This is a genomic window from Paraburkholderia sp. J41, from assembly GCF_905220235.1.
Lineage (GTDB): Bacteria > Pseudomonadota > Gammaproteobacteria > Burkholderiales > Burkholderiaceae > Paraburkholderia.
The window spans coordinates 276928-293982 of record NZ_CAJMZE010000004.1; the positions used below are offsets into that span (position 1 = coordinate 276928).

Annotated in this window: 14 protein-coding genes; 5 read left to right on the forward strand and 9 right to left on the reverse strand. The window is 64.8% G+C overall.

The annotated features are described in order from the left end of the window. Positions 1-103: 103 nt before the first annotated feature. Positions 104-790: a Fe2+-dependent dioxygenase gene (locus tag U5805_RS06350; RefSeq protein WP_322102595.1), complete on the forward strand. Its 687-nt coding sequence runs from the start codon at positions 104-106 to the stop codon at positions 788-790. A gap of 129 nt (positions 791-919) precedes the next feature. Here the strand turns inward: U5805_RS06350 and U5805_RS06355 are convergent, their stop codons facing one another. The 3 genes from U5805_RS06355 to U5805_RS06365 form a co-directional block, all read right to left on the reverse strand. Continuing rightward, positions 920-1972 carry a porin gene (locus U5805_RS06355; protein WP_322102596.1) on the reverse strand — a complete coding sequence of 351 codons (1053 nt, stop codon included), beginning with the start codon at positions 1970-1972 and terminating at the stop codon, positions 920-922. A gap of 123 nt (positions 1973-2095) precedes the next feature. Further along, a complete protein-coding gene (locus U5805_RS06360; protein WP_322102597.1) occupies positions 2096-4753 on the reverse strand; it encodes a glucose/quinate/shikimate family membrane-bound PQQ-dependent dehydrogenase in 2658 nt (885 codons plus the stop codon). A gap of 108 nt (positions 4754-4861) precedes the next feature. After that, positions 4862-5965, reverse strand: a complete 1104-nt coding sequence (locus tag U5805_RS06365; RefSeq protein WP_322102598.1) for a porin — start codon at positions 5963-5965, stop codon at positions 4862-4864. Positions 5966-6329: 364 nt separating this feature from the next. On the opposite strand from U5805_RS06365, the gene U5805_RS06370 reads away from it, so the two are divergent. Beyond that, positions 6330-6878: a cysteine hydrolase family protein gene (locus U5805_RS06370; protein WP_322102599.1), complete on the forward strand. Its 549-nt coding sequence runs from the start codon at positions 6330-6332 to the stop codon at positions 6876-6878. Positions 6879-6898: 20 nt separating this feature from the next. Here U5805_RS06370 and U5805_RS06375 read toward each other — a convergent pair whose 3' ends face one another. From U5805_RS06375 to U5805_RS06395, 5 genes are all read right to left on the reverse strand, one after another. Continuing rightward, positions 6899-7594, reverse strand: a complete 696-nt coding sequence (locus U5805_RS06375; protein ID WP_322102600.1) for a trimeric intracellular cation channel family protein — start codon at positions 7592-7594, stop codon at positions 6899-6901. Positions 7595-7733: 139 nt separating this feature from the next. Continuing rightward, positions 7734-8162: a MarR family winged helix-turn-helix transcriptional regulator gene (locus U5805_RS06380; RefSeq protein WP_322102601.1), complete on the reverse strand. Its 429-nt coding sequence runs from the start codon at positions 8160-8162 to the stop codon at positions 7734-7736. Positions 8163-8393: 231 nt separating this feature from the next. Further along, the gene (locus U5805_RS06385; RefSeq protein WP_322102602.1) at positions 8394-9554 is read right to left on the reverse strand and encodes a porin; all 1161 of its coding nucleotides are present in this window, start codon (positions 9552-9554) and stop codon (positions 8394-8396) included. 504 nt (positions 9555-10058) lie between these two features. Next, on the reverse strand, positions 10059-11384 hold the full coding sequence (locus tag U5805_RS06390; protein WP_322102603.1) for a type II toxin-antitoxin system HipA family toxin: 1326 nt from the start codon (positions 11382-11384) through the stop codon (positions 10059-10061). Position 11385: 1 nt separating this feature from the next. Next, on the reverse strand, positions 11386-11649 hold the full coding sequence (locus tag U5805_RS06395; RefSeq protein WP_322102604.1) for a helix-turn-helix transcriptional regulator: 264 nt from the start codon (positions 11647-11649) through the stop codon (positions 11386-11388). A gap of 681 nt (positions 11650-12330) precedes the next feature. On the opposite strand from U5805_RS06395, the gene U5805_RS06400 reads away from it, so the two are divergent. Then, positions 12331-12708 (forward strand): DUF427 domain-containing protein, encoded by a 378-nt coding sequence (locus tag U5805_RS06400; protein ID WP_322102605.1) that lies wholly within the window; start codon positions 12331-12333, stop codon positions 12706-12708. Positions 12709-12929: 221 nt separating this feature from the next. Further along, positions 12930-14432 carry a diguanylate cyclase domain-containing protein gene (locus U5805_RS06405; protein ID WP_322102606.1) on the forward strand — a complete coding sequence of 501 codons (1503 nt, stop codon included), beginning with the start codon at positions 12930-12932 and terminating at the stop codon, positions 14430-14432. Between the two features lie 267 nt (positions 14433-14699). Here U5805_RS06405 and U5805_RS06410 read toward each other — a convergent pair whose 3' ends face one another. Then, positions 14700-14978 carry an HU family DNA-binding protein gene (locus U5805_RS06410; protein ID WP_110382897.1) on the reverse strand — a complete coding sequence of 93 codons (279 nt, stop codon included), beginning with the start codon at positions 14976-14978 and terminating at the stop codon, positions 14700-14702. A gap of 801 nt (positions 14979-15779) precedes the next feature. Here U5805_RS06410 and U5805_RS06415 point away from each other — a divergent pair. Beyond that, on the forward strand, positions 15780-16976 hold the full coding sequence (locus U5805_RS06415; protein WP_322102607.1) for a glycosyltransferase family 4 protein: 1197 nt from the start codon (positions 15780-15782) through the stop codon (positions 16974-16976). Positions 16977-17055: the final 79 nt, after the last annotated feature.

Consider the following 17055-nt stretch of genomic DNA (forward strand, 5'->3'; position numbering starts at 1 on the left):
GACGCGTCGCCGGCCGCCGAAAGCGAGGCAACCGGCGACTCGAAGCGGCGCGCGCGGGCTTGCGCGAAGTCCGGCGCGCCGCGCTTTCCACGAGCCTCACATCATGATGCTGCACATTCCCGGCGTGCTGAGCGCCGACGAAGTTCGCCACCTGCGCGCGCAACTCGACGCCGCCGCGTGGACCGACGGGCGCGCCACGGTCGGCGCGGCGGGCGCTCACGTCAAGCGCAACGAACAGTTGCCCGAGGACGCGCCGCTCGCGCGCGAACTCGCCCAATACGTTCAGCAGGCGCTCAATCGCAACGGCCTGTTCTTTTCCGCGGCGTTGCCGTTGCGCATGTCGCAGCCGCTGTTCAACCGCTACGACGCGGCCAACGCCGGGCATTACGGCTTTCACGTCGACGGAGCGGTGCGCGCGCATGCGCAGGGGCCAGGCTGGCTGCGCACCGACCTCTCGGCCACGCTGTTCCTCTGCAATCCTGACGATTACGACGGCGGCGACCTCACCGTGCGCGACACCTACGGCGAACACGAAGTGAAGCTGCCCGCGGGCGACCTCGTGCTGTATCCGTCGACGAGCGTGCATTGCGTCACGCCCGTCACGCGCGGCGTGCGCGTCTGCTCGTTCATGTGGATTCAGAGCATGATCCGCAACGACGGCCGCCGCACGATGCTGTTCGAACTCGATCAGGCCATTCAGACGCTGCGCGCGCGCCACGGCGAAAGCGCCGAACTCGTCGCGCTCACGAGCCACTACCACAACCTGCTGCGCGAGTGGTCCGAAATCTGACGCACCGCACGGCAAGCGGGCCGTAGACCGGCGCCGCGAACGCGAATGCAAACGCGAACGCGAAACCGGGGAACGGATCGAACGTCGCGAAAATCGCTCGAATCCGGCTAGAACCAGGCGGGAACCGGGCTAGAACCGGTCGATCATGCCGAACTGCACGCCGCGCACGCCCGCGCCGGGCCACGACGGCGGCAGCCCGGTGACGTTCACGCCGCGCAGCGTGAAGGTGGCGTCGCCGCGATTGCGCAGCCAGCCCGCGCTCGCATAGAGCAGCACGGTTTTCGAGAGATCGTATTCGCAGGCGGCGCTGAACTGATCGGCGTCGTTGTCGCCGCCCGAGCGGTCGCTCACGTAGGCGTAGCCGAGCGAAGCGCGAAAGCGCGGCGTCACCGCATAGCGCGCGGACACGGCAACGCCCGCGTCGTGATAACGCGGCGTGCCGCCGTCGCCGTTGAAATACGAGAGAAAGCCCGTGACGGGGCCGAACGCGTACGACACGCCGCCGAGGTTCGCGCGCAGCGCGCCGTCGCCGTTTTGCTGCTGATGCGCGTACGAAATGCGAAACGGGCCGTGACGCCACGCGAAGGTTTCGATGGTGCCGTCGAGTCCGTTGGCGTCCTCGGAAGCGTCGCGCAGCGAGACCATCAGCGTGGTCGAAAAGCCGTGGAATTCGGGCGAGATATACGTGATCGCGTTGCTTTCGTAGGGCGTGATCTTCGAGAGATTGTTGAGGCCGGAGGCGATCGTGCCCGCGCCGAACGCGTCGAGCCCGCCCTTGAACGGAATGTAGATCGGCGAATACTGGCGGCCCACGCGCACCGTGCCCCAGGGCGAGTCCAGGCCCACCCACGCCTGGCGATTGAAGATCGTGTTCGCCACGGCCAGCGTGCCGTCGCTGGAACCGAATCCGTTCTCGATATCGAACAAAATGCGGTAGCCGTTGCCGATGTCTTCCGCGCCTCGCAAGCCCACGCGCGAACCGCGATACGCGCCGGAATCCATGCGCGCGACCCAGCCGCCGCCGGGGTTCGTCACTTCCAGGCTCGTGTCGATCACGCCATATAGCGTGACCGAGCTTTGCGCATGCGCGCAGGAACTGTGCGCCGCGAGCAGCGAGACAAAAAAAGGCGCAAAAAAAGGCGCGAAGGCCAACGCGCGCGGCGCGCGCAAGGTCTGTTTCATGAAGTGAACGGGCGATGAAAAACGGCAGGCGTGCCGCGCAAGCGCGCGCTGCCGCGTTTTCGGGTGGAGTCGATCGGGCGTGCGCCGCGCGGCCGGGAAACGCCCGGGCGCGGCGCGCGCGCTTTACTGCTGCGGCAGCGCGTAAGCGATCACGTAATCGCCGAGCTTGGTGCCGAACGAGCCGTGCCCGCCCGCCGCGATCACGACGTACTGGCGGCCGTTGATCGAATAGCTCATCGGCGTGGCCTGACCGCCCGCGGGCAAGCGCGCTTCCCAAAGCTGCGAGCCGTTGTTCACGTCGAACGCGCGGATATAGTTGTCCGCCGTCGCGCCGATGAACGCCACGCCGCCCGCCGTGACGATCGGGCCGCCCAGCATCGGCATGCCCATCTTGAACGGCAGCGGGATTGGCGAGCTGTCGCGCACGGTGCCGATGCGCTTCTTCCACACGATCTGGTTGGTCTTGAGATCGATCGCCGAGATATAGCCCCACGCGGGCTGCTTGCACGGCAGGCCGAGCGGCGACAGGAACGCGTTGATCGTCACGCCGAACGGAATGCCGTACTGCGGCTGGATGCCCGCTTCCGTGCCGCTGCCCTTCGCGTTCGAAGCCGGTTCCTCGGGATTGCCGGGGCCGCGCGGAACCAGCTTCGAGACGAACGGCAGCGCGATGGGGTTGGCGATGGCGATCTCGCGGTCGGTGTCGACGGCAATGCCGCCCCACTCGAACATGCCCAGATTGCCGGGGAACACGAGCGTGCCCTGCTCGGAAGGCGGCGTGAACGTGCCTTCGTAGCGCAGCTTGTGGAACATCACGCGGCACATCAACTGGTCGTACATCGTCGCGCCCCACATGTCCTTGTCGGTGAGATTCTTCGACGGACGGAACGTGAGCTGCGAGAACGGCTGCGTGGGCGAAACGTGATCGCCCGCCGCCGCGCCTTGCGGCACCGGCATTTCGGGCGCGGGCACGACGAGTTGGCCGGTGCGCCGGTCGAGTACGAACAGGTTGCCGGTTTTCGCGGGCGCGTAGACCACGGGCACGCTCTTGCCGTCCTTGTCGGTGATGTCGGCGAGCGTGGGCTGCGAAGGCTGGTCCATGTCCCACAGATCGTGGTGCGCGCTCTGATAGAACCACGCGAGCTTGCCCGTCGACGCATGCAGCGCGAGCAGGCCGCTCGCGAAGCGCTCCTGTTCGGGCGTGCGGTTGCCGCCCCAGATGTCGGGCGTGGTCACGCCCATCGGCAGATACACCATGTCGAGCTTCGCATCGTAGGCCGAGGGCGCCCACGAGTTCGGCGAATTCCACGTGTAATGCTCGCCGGGGCCCGGAATGTGATTGGGGTCCTTCGCGCCCGGATCGAACGCCCACAGCAGTTGGCCCGTGCGCACGTCGAAGCCGCGAATCACGCCCGAAGGCTCGCGCGTCGAAAAGTTGTCCTCGACCGAACCGGCGACGATGATGACCTTCGGCGTGACGATGGGCGGCGACGTGGGCTCGTACATGCCCGCGGTGGTGACCGGCTGCGCGTGCTGGAGATCGAGGTCGCCGTTGTTGGCGAAGTCGGCGCAGCGCTGGCCCGTTATCGCGTCGAGCGCGTAGAGATGGCCGTCGTTGACGGGCAGATAGATGCGGCGCGTGCAGGCGGCGCCGGCGTCGAGCGGCGCGGCGGTGGGCGTCGTGCCCGGCACGCCGCTCGCGGCGGCTTGCGCGGTGGCGGCGGCGGCCTGGGCATTCGACGCGTCGAGCGCGGCATTGGCGGCGGCGGCGCTGGCCTCCGATGCCGCCGCGGACTTCGCCGCGACGATGGCCGCGATCGGGTCGCTCGCGCTCGCGGCGGCGGCAATCGCGTTCGACGCGGCGTCGCTTGCGCTCGCGGCGGCTTGCGCGCCCGAAGCGGCGGCGGCATCCGATGCAGCAGCGTCCGATGCGGCAGCGGGCGCAGCGGTATTCGCGCTCGCCGAAAGGTCGATATACGAGACGCCGCGGCAGGTCACGTGCTGGAACGACGGATCGTTCTTGAGCCGCGGATCGAACTTCCACTTGAGCTGGCCGGTTTGCGCGTCGAGCGCGAACAGGATCTGGTGCGGCGAGCACAGATACAGCAGGTTGCCGATCTTGATCGGCGTCACCTCGTTGGTGATTTCGACCGGATCGTTCGGGCCTTTCATGTCGCCGGTGCGAAACGTCCACGCGACTTGCAGGTTCTTCACGTTTTCAGGCGTGATCTGTTGCAGCGGCGAATAGCGCGTGCCTTCCTGCGTGCGCCCATACGCGGGCCAGTCGGAAGGATCGATGCCGGGGATGTTCGCGCCCGGCGAACCCGTTGCGCCCGCGATCGTCCCGTTGATCTGCTGCGGATCGTTGAAGTTCGCGTAGACGAGCACGCCCGCCCACACGAGCAGCGAGATCACGAGCGAGACCACGCCCGCCTGGCGCGGCCGTTCGAGCCGCCAGCTCACGAGCAGCAACAGCCATACGCCGAATATGACCAGCACGCCCGAGCGCGGCGCGAGCGCCCAGAAGTCGGGCCCCGACTCCCAGAGCGCCCAGATCGCCGTGCCCACCAGCACGATCGCGTAGAGCACGAACGAAGCGGGATTGCGCCGCCACAGGAGAAACGCGAACACGAGCAGCAGGATGCCCGTGACGACGTAATACGGCGAGCCGCCGAGCGAGATCAGCCATGCCCCGCCGATCAGCAGATAAAGCGCGGTAAGCACCGCGAACACGAGAGAGATGACGCCAACGGCGCCCAGCGATTTCGACGATGTGGTCATGATGTGCTCAACCTTCTTCGAAGCATGCCGTGTGCATGGCGGAAAAAATACGGAAAGCGCGGAAAGCGCGAACTGAAACGGAACGAACTGAGACGGAACGAACTTGCATCAGAAAACGTGCATCATGCCCACGTAGGCGCCCGTCTGCGATTCGCCTGCCATCGGGCTGGTCGGCGAAGTCGAATCGCGCGGCGTGGCGAACACGCTGAAGGTGCCGTTGCGGCTGTTGTCGACATACGCGAGCGTGCCGTAAAGGAACGTGCGCGCGCTCAGGTTATAGGTGGTGCCGAGCGCATAAAGCGTGGCGTGGCTACCGGGGTCGTGCTCGACGTCGCCCGAGCCCTGGTTGACGTGAATGTAGAAGCCGGCCGCCGTGACGGCCCATTTCGGCGTGGCCTGATAGGTTGCGCCGAGCCAGTAGTGATCGGCGCTGTCGGCCATGCCGGCGGGCGTGTCGGGCGCGGCGTAGTGCGTGTATGCCGCCTGGATCTTGAACTTCTGCACGCGCAGGTTGCCTCCCACGAAGTATTCGCGCGAAGCCGTGAAGATGTTTGAAAGGCGCCCGTTCGAATCGCGCAGCTCGTCGTAGATGCCGCGCACGTCGAAGAGGTGCGAGTGATACGAAAGCATGATGCCGTCCGAGCGGCCGAAGTCGCCATCGGGACCGTTGTTGAAGCCGCTCGCCTGATTGCCGAATGCGTACTGACCTTGCACGTCGAAGCCATGCCATACGGGGCTGTGGTATTCGACGTTGTTGTTCGTCTGCTGCCAGTTGCGCCCGCGCACGAGCGACGCCGACGACACCGCCTGCTGCACGAACGGGTCGAATTCCCATATGCCGTCGCTGTCGATGAACAGATTGCGGCCCGCCTGAATTTGGCCCCACGTCTCGTTCTTCAGGCCCACGTATGCGCGCCGCGAAAAGAGCCGCCCGCCGCCCGTGGTGCCGTTCATGATCTGCAACGCGGTTTCGAGGTCGAAGATCGCGGCCGAGCCGCCGCCCAGATCTTCGGTGCCTTTGAAGCCGAGCATGCTGGTGCCCCAGTCGCCGCCTTCGGCACTCCATCGGCTCGACACGCCGCCGCTGCCGTTGGCGACGTGGTTGAGATATTCGATGCCGCCATCCACGCGGCCGTACAGCGTGACACTTGTTTGCGCCGACGCCGCCGAACCGGCGGCGAACAGCACGACAGCGCCCAGAGTGGTTTTCACGTCAGCTCCCTGATGGAGTCTTTTGTCGTAGTCCGGCCTGATAGCCGGGTCGTAAGAATCGCCGCTGTCTTTGCAAACGTGTTGCCGGAAAGTGTGCAAAAAAGCATAGCGCTTCGCGCGAAACGACGCTTTCTGGGAGCGCCGCAGCCGGGCGAAGCGGTGCGAGGAAGGCCCGTTTTACGGCCGGTTCGGCCGCCGGTTTGAACGCTGGCTCGCGTCAACGCGAAGCGCAGCGACGCTCACTTGAAGCACATAGCGTGCCGCGATTTTCAGGCGGCTGTCACGGAGATTGTCATGTTGTGATGCAAGTGCCCGGCGTCGCGCGGGCGAGCGCTAGAATGGCCGCTTTCAAAGGACCTTCGCCATGACCACCGCGCTGCTCGTCATCGACTTTCAGAAAGGACTCGTCGACACCGAGCCGCAGCCCGGCAACGCGGCCGGAATCGCGGCGAATATCGGCATGTTGATGCAGCGTGCGCGCGCCGCCCGAGCGCCTGTCGTTCTGATCCAGCATGAGGACGACAAGGAACTCGCGCGCGGCAGCGCGGCATGGGAGCTTTCGGAACGGCTCGACGTGACCGCGGCCGATCATGTCGTCGGCAAACGCACGCCCGACGCATTTCTTGGCACCGAACTTGCAAATGTGCTGAAGCGTCATGCGGTCGAGCACGTGGTGATCTGCGGCTATGCAACCGAGTTTTGCGTGGACACGACCGTGCGCCGCTCCGCCGCCAACGGCCTCGCCGTGACGCTCGCCGCCGACGCGCACACCACGCATGACAAGCCGCACGCGAATGCAGCGGCCATTCGCACGCATCACAACGCCACGCTGGCGAATATTCGCAGCTTTGGGCCGTGCATCGTCGCGCGTCCGAGCGCTGAAATCGACTTCACGCGACGCGTCAAAGCCTGAGCGGCAACGCCCGCAGACGCTTAGCGCGCATCCTCGCGCGTGGGCGCTTTCTTCGACGCTGCCGCGTTTTTCGCGCCCTCGCCCGCCGCTCGCCGCTGGAAATCGGGCAGGCGCCAGCCATAGTAAAGCGACGCGAGCCGCAGCGCGACGCACGCGCTCACCGCCACCCACGGCGTCCAGAACGGCGACCAGCCCGCATACGTGAGCCCCACTTGCACGGCCGCGCCGAGCAGCGCCGCCGAAGCGTAGATGTCGCGCTCGAGAATGGCCGGCACGCGCGACAGCAGCACGTCCCGCATCACACCGCCGCCCACCGCGCTCACGACGCCGAGCACCATGGCCATTTCCGCGCTCTCGCTATAAGCGAGCGTTTTTTGCGCGCCCGCCACGGCGAAAAGACCGAGGCCGATCGCGTCGAAGAACAGCACCGGGTGACGCAGGCGACGCACTTGCGGGTAGGCGGCGATGGTCGACGCGGTCGCGAGCAGCGAAACGGCGAGATACGCCCAGTTGGCGAGGCCCGCCGGCGGAATCGCCCCAATGCACAGGTCACGCACGATGCCGCCGCCGCACGCCACCATGAAGCTCACGACGATAATGCCGAACAGATCGAGCCGCCGTTGCCGCGCGGCCACGGCGCCCGAAATCGCGAACGCGAATGTGCCGATCAGATCGAGCGCCGTGTACGCGGTATGCACATTGAAATGCGGACTCACGCGGCCTCGCTTTCGCAACCTGGTTTGGCGGCGGCGCGTGCCGACTCGCGCACGCGCGCTTCGATCCCATTCGTCATGAACGACTCCCTATTGCTTTCAGCAATGGCTTTTTCAGCGGCAAACAGCCGGAAGCGCCCGCTCAGGCTTCGGCGGCGAGGCTCTGTGCGAGCTTCGCGAGCAAGTGGCGAAGCGTGTCGCGCTCGCGCTCGGTGAGCGCGGCGGCGAGTTCCGCTTCGAGCTTCGCGCCCATTTTTTCCGAAGCGCTCGCGACCTTCACGCCTTCCGGCGTGACGCGCAACGCCACGCTGCGCCCGTCCGCCGAATGCGCGCTGCGGCCGATCAACCCGCGCGATTCCAGTTCGGCGAGGGTTTTCGACAGCAGCGTTTTTTCGATCAGCGCGAGTTGCGACACCGCTTTGGGCGTGATGCCGGGTTCCGCGCGAATGATGCGCAGCACGCGCACGGCGCGCACGTCCAGATCCCAGCGCTCGCGATACGCGGCGTTGGCGCGTTCGATGAGAAGCGCGCTCGTTTGGTCGAGCCTGAACGTGAGGAAATCGGAGTACAAAGGCGGGCTCCATCCGGCGGCTGGCCGAAACTGTTCGCCAGTATAGTCACGTAGTTGAAAATTTCAACTATTTGCGCGCAGGCGCGAAGCCGGTATGCACGGATGCGACCGCGCGGCGGGCCTCCACTTTCATGAAAGCCGCGCCGCGCCAGCCGCGGCGGCCGGCGGGACGGAAGCCCGCCGGCGCGAGGACGACGTTACGAAACGTTAGAACGAACGCCGGGTTAGACGTTAGAACGCGTGACGCATACCCACCGTCACCGCGACCTGCTTGTCGCTCGACGACGGCGAAAGCGTGTTGATCATCGCGTGCGAGAGCACCGAATCGCTCGGCGCGCCATGCACGTTCTGGAACACGCCTTCGAGGTAGAAGTCCGTGCGCTTGCTGAGCGAGTAATCCGTTTGCAGCATCGCCGTGTTCCAGCCCGGATTCGAGCCGTTATACGCGCCATGCGTGTACGTGTACGCGCCCGAGACGCTCCATGCCGGCGTGAGCGCGTATTTCACGTTCGCTTCGAAGTTGTCGAGGCGCAGCGAACCCGCGAGCGAGCCCGACGACGTGTCGCCCGAGCCGAGATACGAACCCGTGCCGAACGAGAACACGCCGGCGGCGTTGTCGATCTGCGAATGGCTCCAGACGAGGCCGACCGTGGCCGGGCCGTACGTATAGTTGCCGCCGAGCGACCACACGCGCTGACGTTGCGCGATGAAGTTCGCGCTGGTGTCGCTGGTCGTGACCGCGCCGCTGCCGCTGCCCGCGCCGTTCAGTTGCAGATAACCGGCCGCGAGGTTCACCGGCCCCTGGTTATACGAAACCGCGAAGCCGTACGAGCGGTTGTTCGCGAAGTTGCCTGCCTGGTTGCTGAACGAGTACATCGTTTCGAACGTCAGGCCGTACCACACCGGGCTCGCGTACTTCACCGAATTGTTGATGACGACCGAATTCGCGGCGAGGTTGTCGTTCTCGAACGGATGAGCCGCGAGGCTGCCGCCCCACGTGTTGAATTCGGCGGTGAGCGGTCCGACGAGATCGTTCATCACGTCGAACTGGCGGCCGAACGTAAGCGTGCCGTACGGATCGCTTTGCAGACCGACCCATGCCTGCGAGCCGAACATGTCGCCGGAGAATGCCTGCGCGCCATTGTTCAGGATAAAGCCTTGCTCGAGCTTGAAGATCGCATGCAGACCGCCGCCCAGATCCTCGGCCCCCTTGAGGCCGAACACCGTGTTCTGCGTCGAGCTGCTGTTGAGCTGCCAGTTGCTATGGCCTTGCTGGTTGTTCGTATAGACGAGACCGGTGTCGATCAGGCCATAGAGGGTCACGCTGCTTTGCGCGTGCGCCGAAATAGCGAAAGCGCCCATGAGTGCCGTGGCGAGTAGCGATTTTTTCATATTGATTTAGCTCCGGGTGGTCGAGAGTCGATGTTGCCGATGTCCACGCCGGGCACCACGCAAGTGCGTGGCATGCGTGCGCATTTCCCTGTTGCGAATTGCCGGAATGAATAATTATCAAACCCGATTATTGCGAATTACGCAATTCGGCGGACATTCTTAACGGCAATGCAAAAATGAAATTCGCGCGGCGAGAGACCGGCGTAAAACGAACCCGCATCATAGGGCGTCGAAAATAAAAATGGTGTTGAAATTGCGGGGACGTGGCGTCAAAAGAACATCGCTAGAGCGAGGCTCGACGCGCCTCGCCGAATGTGCCGTGCCATAACTCTTTACCGGCCGCGATGATTGTCGTTACATAACGCTTTCAATTCGATGGATTAACGCCGGGCAATCGCGGCATTACCGGCACTCTCGAATGACCGCATTGCGCTTTTCGGCTCGTCCATAATGCGATTGAAAAATGCGTTTTAAATCACCGCGCTTGATGCCACTCGGCGCATCTCACTGCGCCGCCAGCCGCTGCGCCGAAAAGCGTAGTCCGTCGAATAGCCGTTGCGCCACGCGCTCGGGAAATCCCGCCGGCAATGCGGCCGCCACGGTGTCGATCGCGTGCGGCGTGCGTTCGATCACGCGGTCGATGAGCGGCGCTGCGCTGTCGCCGTAATGGCAAAGCCGCGCGGTGGCGTCGAAATGCGCGCGTTTCACGTCGCGCATGCGGTAGTGCCGCGCCTTGCCCCACACGGCCATCGCCAGCGAGGCCTTGTGCCACGACCATTGATTGGCGCCGTCGCCTTCCACGGGCCAGATCGACATCACGTCGTAGAGCGGCGCAAGCTGAAAACGCCCGCCGGGGAGCAGCCGGATGCTGAAATTCTTCGCGTGGCCGTCGGGCGCGGCCAACATCCAGTAGACGATTTGCGCCAGAAGGAAGGTTTCGATGTCGGCGCGCGCCTGCTGCGACTGGCGCAACAAGCCCGCGATTTCGCGTACGCCGGGTCCGCCATGCGCTTCGTACTTGCGATGCGGCGGCACGCCCAGCGCCTGGCAAAAGTCCTCCTGCGGCAAGCGCAGAAGCACGCCGCTACGCGAAAGCGTGCGGTCGAAACGCTCCACGCCCAGCACTTTTTGCGCGCCGAACGTGAGGATCTGCGCGTCGGACGCGGGCAGGCCATAGGCCTTCAGGAGTGCCAGGCATAGCCATTCGTTTTCGACCGAGGTGTTGAAATCCACCTTGCGATGGCCGATGAAGCCGAGCGGCAGCTTGAGGATATGCGTGGTGGGCGTGGCCCCGCGCGGCAGCCGCCAGCGCCCGCGATGGCGCAGCAACGCCGTTTTCTCCTGCGCGCCCGCAAGCGAGATGCGCAGTTCGTCGGTATCGTCGCCCGCGCCCGGCAGCGCGCCCGAGGTTTCGAGCAGCAGGCGCTCGATGGCGGCTTCACTCAGCGGCGCGCCTTCGATACGCTCGACGCGCTCGGGCATCTCGTCCTCGCCCAGCAATTGCACGGCACCCACGCAATCGCGGCCGATCGCCTTGAGCAGATCGAAAGCTTCGAGCGTGTCGGTGCGAAAGCGCGCGGCGATGCGGCGACGAATTTGCGGGCTGTCCGGCAGCAGGTTGTCGAAATAGTGATGAACGCGCTCGCCGCGCAGCGGCACGTCGCCGATGCCGAAAGGCAGCGAAAGCGACAACGGCCGGCCGAGTTCCGAACGTTTCCAGGCGGCGTCGTAACGCAGTTCCGTGTCGCCGCCCGGTGTTACGAGCCAGATGCCGACGCGCTCGCCGTTGGCCCAGATCGAGAGCGCGCGTGAATGCGATTTGCGGGCCATTTCACCACTCCAGCGTGTCGTCGCGGGCGCGCTGCGGCTTGGCCGGGCCACGCGACTGCACGTGGAATTCGAGTCCGTAAAGTGCGAACAGCGCGAGCATCTGCTCAAGCGAAAGGCTTGCCGTGCCCGTGGTTTCGAGCGCGGAAAGGCGCGGCTGGCCGATGCCGAGTTGCGCGGCGGCCTGCGCCTGGGTCATGCCGCTTTCCTTGCGCGCCGATTGCAAAATCTCGCCGAGGGCCGCCGGCGTCTGAACGACGATCTTCATGGCATATTCCTGTGAGGCATAAACCGATTATATTCCTGTAGCGAATATTTCCAAAATATCTCTCACAGGAATAAAATAGTTTTATTGCTCACAGGAATAATGACGACAGCGCGCGAAAGTGTTCCCGCGCTGCGCCATATCTGCGTTCGCTCCACGTCGAGCGGCATCGCTCCGCTTGCGCACTCGCACATCGACTGCGCCGCCCGTGAGCGTTTGAACGCACAGCGTCACCAGCGGGAAAACGCGAGTTCGGCGAAACGAATCGCCTCTTCCAGATGCGGATCGGAGCGCGAAACTGTCCGCGCTCGCATTCACGCATCCAGGCACCGCGCCGCCGTTTCCTGCCCGCCGGGGAGCGTCGTGTCCGCGCCCCAACGCTCGCGTCCAACGCCGGCACACAGGTTCAGGCTTGATCCCGACGCACGATCGCGCGGCAGCCGGGAGCCTACGCCGCGCGCGAATCGTGCGCGTACCGTGCGCAAAACGCGGCGCGGCAATCGCCCGTCCGTGCGTCGAACAGCATTGCTCGCCCTGCTGAAACAGCCGCCTGGCTTCCCCCTAACCAGTTGGCCGGCAATTCCACATGACGATTCCGGCTATGCGCGAGCCAACGAGCCCGGCAAGGACGCCGCGCGTCGCCTAGACTGCTGGTTTCCCCTTTGCTCTGCCAAGGACATTGCCATGGATACGAAAACCGTCAAGATTCCCGGCCCCGACCACCCGATCGCCATCGAACGCGCACCCGCGCGCGTCGTGGTCAGAGCGGGCGGCCGCGTGATCGCCGATACGCGCCGCGCGCTCGCCTTGCGCGAGGCGACCTATCCCGCCGTGTTCTACGTGCCGCGCGAGGACGTGGACATGACGCTGCTCGCGCGCACCGACCACACGAGCTGGTGCCCATACAAAGGCACGGCCTCGTACTATTCGATCGTGCCCGGCGGCGAGCGCGCGGCCAACGCCGTCTGGACCTACGAAACGCCGCATGCGGCCGTGGCGGCGATCAAGGACCACCTGGCGTTCTACCCCGATCGCGTCGATTCGATCGACACCCTGCCCTAAGCGCCCGCCCGCAGCACGGCTACGCCCGGCAGCGGCACTCAAGCCCGCGCGCGCTCGCGCCGTTATGCAGGGTGGCCCGCTGCAAATCCTGGTGAGATAATCCGCTGTCACGACGCCGTCACGTCCGTGTCGTTGACGCTCACACGGGTTTCAACGTGTGCCAGGAACCGGTTAATCGCGCGCGGCGACGGCCGCGCCCTGCACCCTTACATCCAACCGACATGCAACAAGGCACTCCGGCCACTGCCGCCAGCTTTGCCAATATGGGCGTCGATCTGCTCGACTTCTTCGACGTCACGCCCACTTCGCTCTGGCTCGAAGACTACAGTCAGTTGCGCGCGCTGTTCGAACGCTGGCGCGCCCAGGGCGTCACCGACCTGCGGCGCTTTCTCGAAGACGATCCGCGCCGCGTGGCCGAATGCTCGGCGTGCATCCGCGTGCTCAAGGTCAACCGGCACACGCTCGCGCTCTATGGCGCGCGCGATTACGAGGAACTTTCCGCTCATCTTTCCGAGGTGCTGCGCGACGACATGTTCCAGGCGCACGTGGGCGAACTCGAACAGATGTGGACCGGCAGCGCCACCTTCGAAAGCAAGAGCGTGAACTACACGCTGGCGGGCCGGCGCATGGATATCCTGTTGCGCGGTGTGATTCTGCCGGGCCATGAAAACGACTGGAGCCGCGTGCTCGTGTCGATCGAGGATGTCTCCGCGCTCGAGGACGCGCGCCACCGCGCCACGTTGAGCGAACAATACGCGCTGGGTATTTTCGAGCACGCGCCGGTCTCGCTCTGGGTCGAGGATTTTTCGGCGATCCGCGAGCTGCTGGACGAAGTGCGCATGCAAGGCATCGTCGACTTTCGCACCTTCACCGACGTGCATCCGGAATTCGTCGAGCGCTGCATGAGCGAGATACGCGTGCTGGACGTGAATCACCATACGCTCGGCATGTTCCGCGTGCCCGACAAAGCCACGCTGCTCGCGCGCCTGCCCGACGTTTTCCGCGACGAAATGCGCCCGCACTTTCGCGAGCAGTTGCTCGATCTGTGGGAAGGCCGCCTCTTTCAGCAGCGCGAAGTCGTGAACTACGCGCTCGACGGCAGCGAACTGAACGTGCATCTGCAATTTTCGGTGTTCCCCGGCCACGAGACGAAGTGGGATCTCGTGCTGCTCGCGCTCACCGACATCACCGCGCGCAAGAAAGCGGAGGCGTACCTCGAATTCCTCGGCAAGCACGACGTGCTCACCAAGCTGAAGAATCGCTCGTTTTATGTCGACGAACTCAATCGCCTCCAGCGCAAGGGGCCGTTCCCGGTGAGCGCCGTCGTGCTCGACATGGACAACCTCAAGACCGTGAACGACCAACTCGGCCACGCGGCCGGCGACGCGCTGCTGCGCCGCGCGGGCGAGGCGCTCGCCAAGGCGATCCAGAAACCGTATCAGGCGGCGCGTATCGGCGGCGACGAATTCGCGGTGCTGATGCCCGGCGCGGACCTGCGCGATGCGGAAATCGTCGCGGACAGCATCACGAAGCTCGTCGAACTGAACAATCAGTTCTACGGAGGCCCGAAGCTGAGTTTTTCGCTGGGCGTGGCAAGCTGCGAGGAAGGCGACAACGTGGAGTCGATGCTGCGCGACGCGGACGCGGCCATGTACGAAGCCAAGCGCCGCCGCAACGAAAATGCACGCACGCCGATAGCGACGGACACGGCCGACGAGGCGTGACGCGCGCTGCCGCTGCTATTGCGTTGCGCGCTTGTACTTGCCCGTTGCGCTGCCCGTTGTACTTCCGATGGCGCTGCCGGCTGCGAGAAGGGAAAAACGGAACGGCGACGATACACGCGCGAGGCTCGTGATCGTGCATTCAGGCGAGCGCGAGGCCGCGCCGCGAAGCTGGGGAATGTGCCGGAGGTGTGAGCCGCGAGGAAGAAGACGCATCGCACGCGCCGGCCTGCGTGGCCGCGCGTGCGAGCGCCGGGCGGCGGCACATCGTTACGACGCGTTGACGGCGTCCTTGAAGGCCTTGCCTGCGGTGAACTTCACCGTTTTTGCAGCGGCAATCTGGATCTCCGCGCCCGTAGCCGGGTTGCGGCCCACGCGGGCGGCACGCTGGCCAGTCGAGAACGAGCCGAAGCCGACGAGCTGCACGGAGTCGCCCGACGTGACTGCACGCGTGACGACTTCGAGGATCGCGTCGATCGCGGCGCCGGTGGCTGCCTTGGTTTCGCCCGTGCTTGCGGCGACTGCGTCAATGAGTTCCTGTTTGTTCATCTGCTACCTGTGTTGAGTTGAGAAAACCTGCATACCCTACCTCACGCGCGCCAAACAGGCAAATCGCGTTGCATATGGAAACGCGCGTAAAGGCCGTCCGGCACGTGTTTTGCGTTCCGCCGCGCCCAACGGCGGCTGCGGCGAAGGGCGAATGAATAGCACAACATGAAGGCAGTGTGTAGATCCCTGGTAAAAATCGGCCGGAAAATAACGAAATATCGGAGGGTTCACGTCCGCAAGACAGATTTTGTCATTTGAAACGCCCGCTAATTAATGAGGATTACTAGTTAATTACGCCGACACAGAGAGACGTTGACGCAGTATTGGGATGAGGATGGTGACGGAAGCGCTCCGAAGGGCGCCGCGGCGGATTTCCGCCACATCGACGTTATCAGAAACTGGATGCAAGGGTTCGAAGCACAAATCCGTCAATAATTTTACGTAAAACGTCAAATTTCATATCACATCGCCTCAGAAATTTGACATTAATCCTATAATGTGAAAAAACCACCTCCGGGCGCCGGAAGCGTAATACGCGTGCCGCACAACCCGCCGAACCCCGCGCCAACTGTCGTTCTTTCGCCCCACATCCCCTTCTTTCGGACAAGTATTCGCCCATCCCCGACATCGCGACCCAATGCGTCCGTCAGCGGTTACGATGTTTGTAGTCAGGCGTTCGAGCGTCTGCCGCGACGCGCACCAGCCGGGCAGACACCGCCTGCACCGCTCGCCGCGCGCGCAGGTAAATAAGCGGTCACGCACCGTCGTGGCATTCGAGCCAACACCTTTCGTGAGCCGTCATTGTCCATACGCATCCTGTTCGTCATCGGCAATCTGGGCGACTATCACGTCCCCCGCTACGAAGCGCTCGTGAACGCGGCGTCCAGTCGCGGCCATGAAGTCGCGCTGCTCGAAGTCTTCGCGCGCTCGGGCGTCTACGGCTTTCCGCAGGAGCGGCGCGCCGCGTTCTTCGCGAACCGGCCGCGCAGAGCGGAAACGCTCGTCGCGGACGGCGCCGACAGCGACGGCCTGGGCGTCGGCGCGAGCGCGCGGCTCACCGCCAAAGTGCGCGAATTCAGCCCCGACGTCGTCATCACGCTCGGCTACAACACGGGTTATTCGGCGCTGTTGTGCGCGCTGCGACTGCTCACGCGGCGCTACAAGCTCATCTACATGTCCGATTCGAAAGCCGACGACGGCCTGCGCCGGCGCTTGAAAGAACGCCTCAAACGGTTGCTCGTGAGCCGATTCGACGGCGCGCTCGTCGCGGGCGAAAAGCATCGGCGCTATGCACAATCGCTCGGCATTCCGATGGCGCGCTCGCGCATCGGCTTCGACGTGATCGACGTCGATTACTTCGCCCGGCTCGCGCAGCAAGCGCGCGACAACGACCGCGCCGTGCGCGCGCGCTTCGGCCTGCCGCAGCGTTATCTGCTGTGCGTGAGCCGCTTCGTCGCGCGCAAGAACGTCGACGTGCTGATCGACGCCTGGCGTCAATCGGGCGTACACGAACACGGTGTCGGCCTCGTGCTCGTCGGGCAAGGCCCGCTCGAAGCGCCGCTGCGCGAGCGCATTGCCGCGAGCGGACTGGCCAGCCAGGTCACGATTCTTCAATCGCTCGCCAATCCGGAAATGCCGAATCTCTATGCGCTCGCCGAATTCGTGGTGCTCGCGAGCGAGTTCGACCAGTGGGGACTGTGCGTGAGCGAAGCGTTCGCGGCGGGCTGCCCGGCCGTCGTCACGCGCACCTGCGGCGTGGCGGGCGAAGTGGTGATCGACGGCGCGAACGGCTTTGTCGTCGAGCCGCGCGACGTGGACACGCTCGCGCGCCGTATCGCGGAACTCGGCGGCGACAGCGCGCTGCGCGAGCGCTTCGCGGCCAACGCGCAAACGACGATCCGCCGCTGGACGCCGCTGCTGTTCGCGTCGAGCGCGCTCGAACTGGCCGAAGCGACGACGAGCAAGGCCGGCGATCCCGCGCGTCACGAACTCGTCTGAATCCGCGCCGCGCGTGTAGCGCGTGTAGCGCATGTAGCGCATCAACGCATCGGCACGTCAACGCATCGGCACGTCGGCA

What these genes read in the sequence shown, in the direction of transcription:
- U5805_RS06350 (WP_322102595.1), top strand. Translation starts at nt 104, where the DNA reads ATGATGCTGCACATTCCCGGCGTGCTGAGCGCCGACGAAGTTCGCCAC.
- U5805_RS06355 (WP_322102596.1), bottom strand. Translation starts at nt 1,972, where the DNA reads ATGAAACAGACCTTGCGCGCGCCGCGCGCGTTGGCCTTCGCGCCTTTT.
- U5805_RS06360 (WP_322102597.1), bottom strand. Translation starts at nt 4,753, where the DNA reads ATGACCACATCGTCGAAATCGCTGGGCGCCGTTGGCGTCATCTCTCTC.
- U5805_RS06370 (WP_322102599.1), top strand. Translation starts at nt 6,330, where the DNA reads ATGACCACCGCGCTGCTCGTCATCGACTTTCAGAAAGGACTCGTCGAC.
- U5805_RS06385 (WP_322102602.1), bottom strand. Translation starts at nt 9,554, where the DNA reads ATGAAAAAATCGCTACTCGCCACGGCACTCATGGGCGCTTTCGCTATT.
- U5805_RS06390 (WP_322102603.1), bottom strand. Translation starts at nt 11,384, where the DNA reads ATGGCCCGCAAATCGCATTCACGCGCGCTCTCGATCTGGGCCAACGGC.
- U5805_RS06395 (WP_322102604.1), bottom strand. Translation starts at nt 11,649, where the DNA reads ATGAAGATCGTCGTTCAGACGCCGGCGGCCCTCGGCGAGATTTTGCAA.
- U5805_RS06400 (WP_322102605.1), top strand. Translation starts at nt 12,331, where the DNA reads ATGGATACGAAAACCGTCAAGATTCCCGGCCCCGACCACCCGATCGCC.
- U5805_RS06405 (WP_322102606.1), top strand. Translation starts at nt 12,930, where the DNA reads ATGCAACAAGGCACTCCGGCCACTGCCGCCAGCTTTGCCAATATGGGC.
- U5805_RS06410 (WP_110382897.1), bottom strand. Translation starts at nt 14,978, where the DNA reads ATGAACAAACAGGAACTCATTGACGCAGTCGCCGCAAGCACGGGCGAA.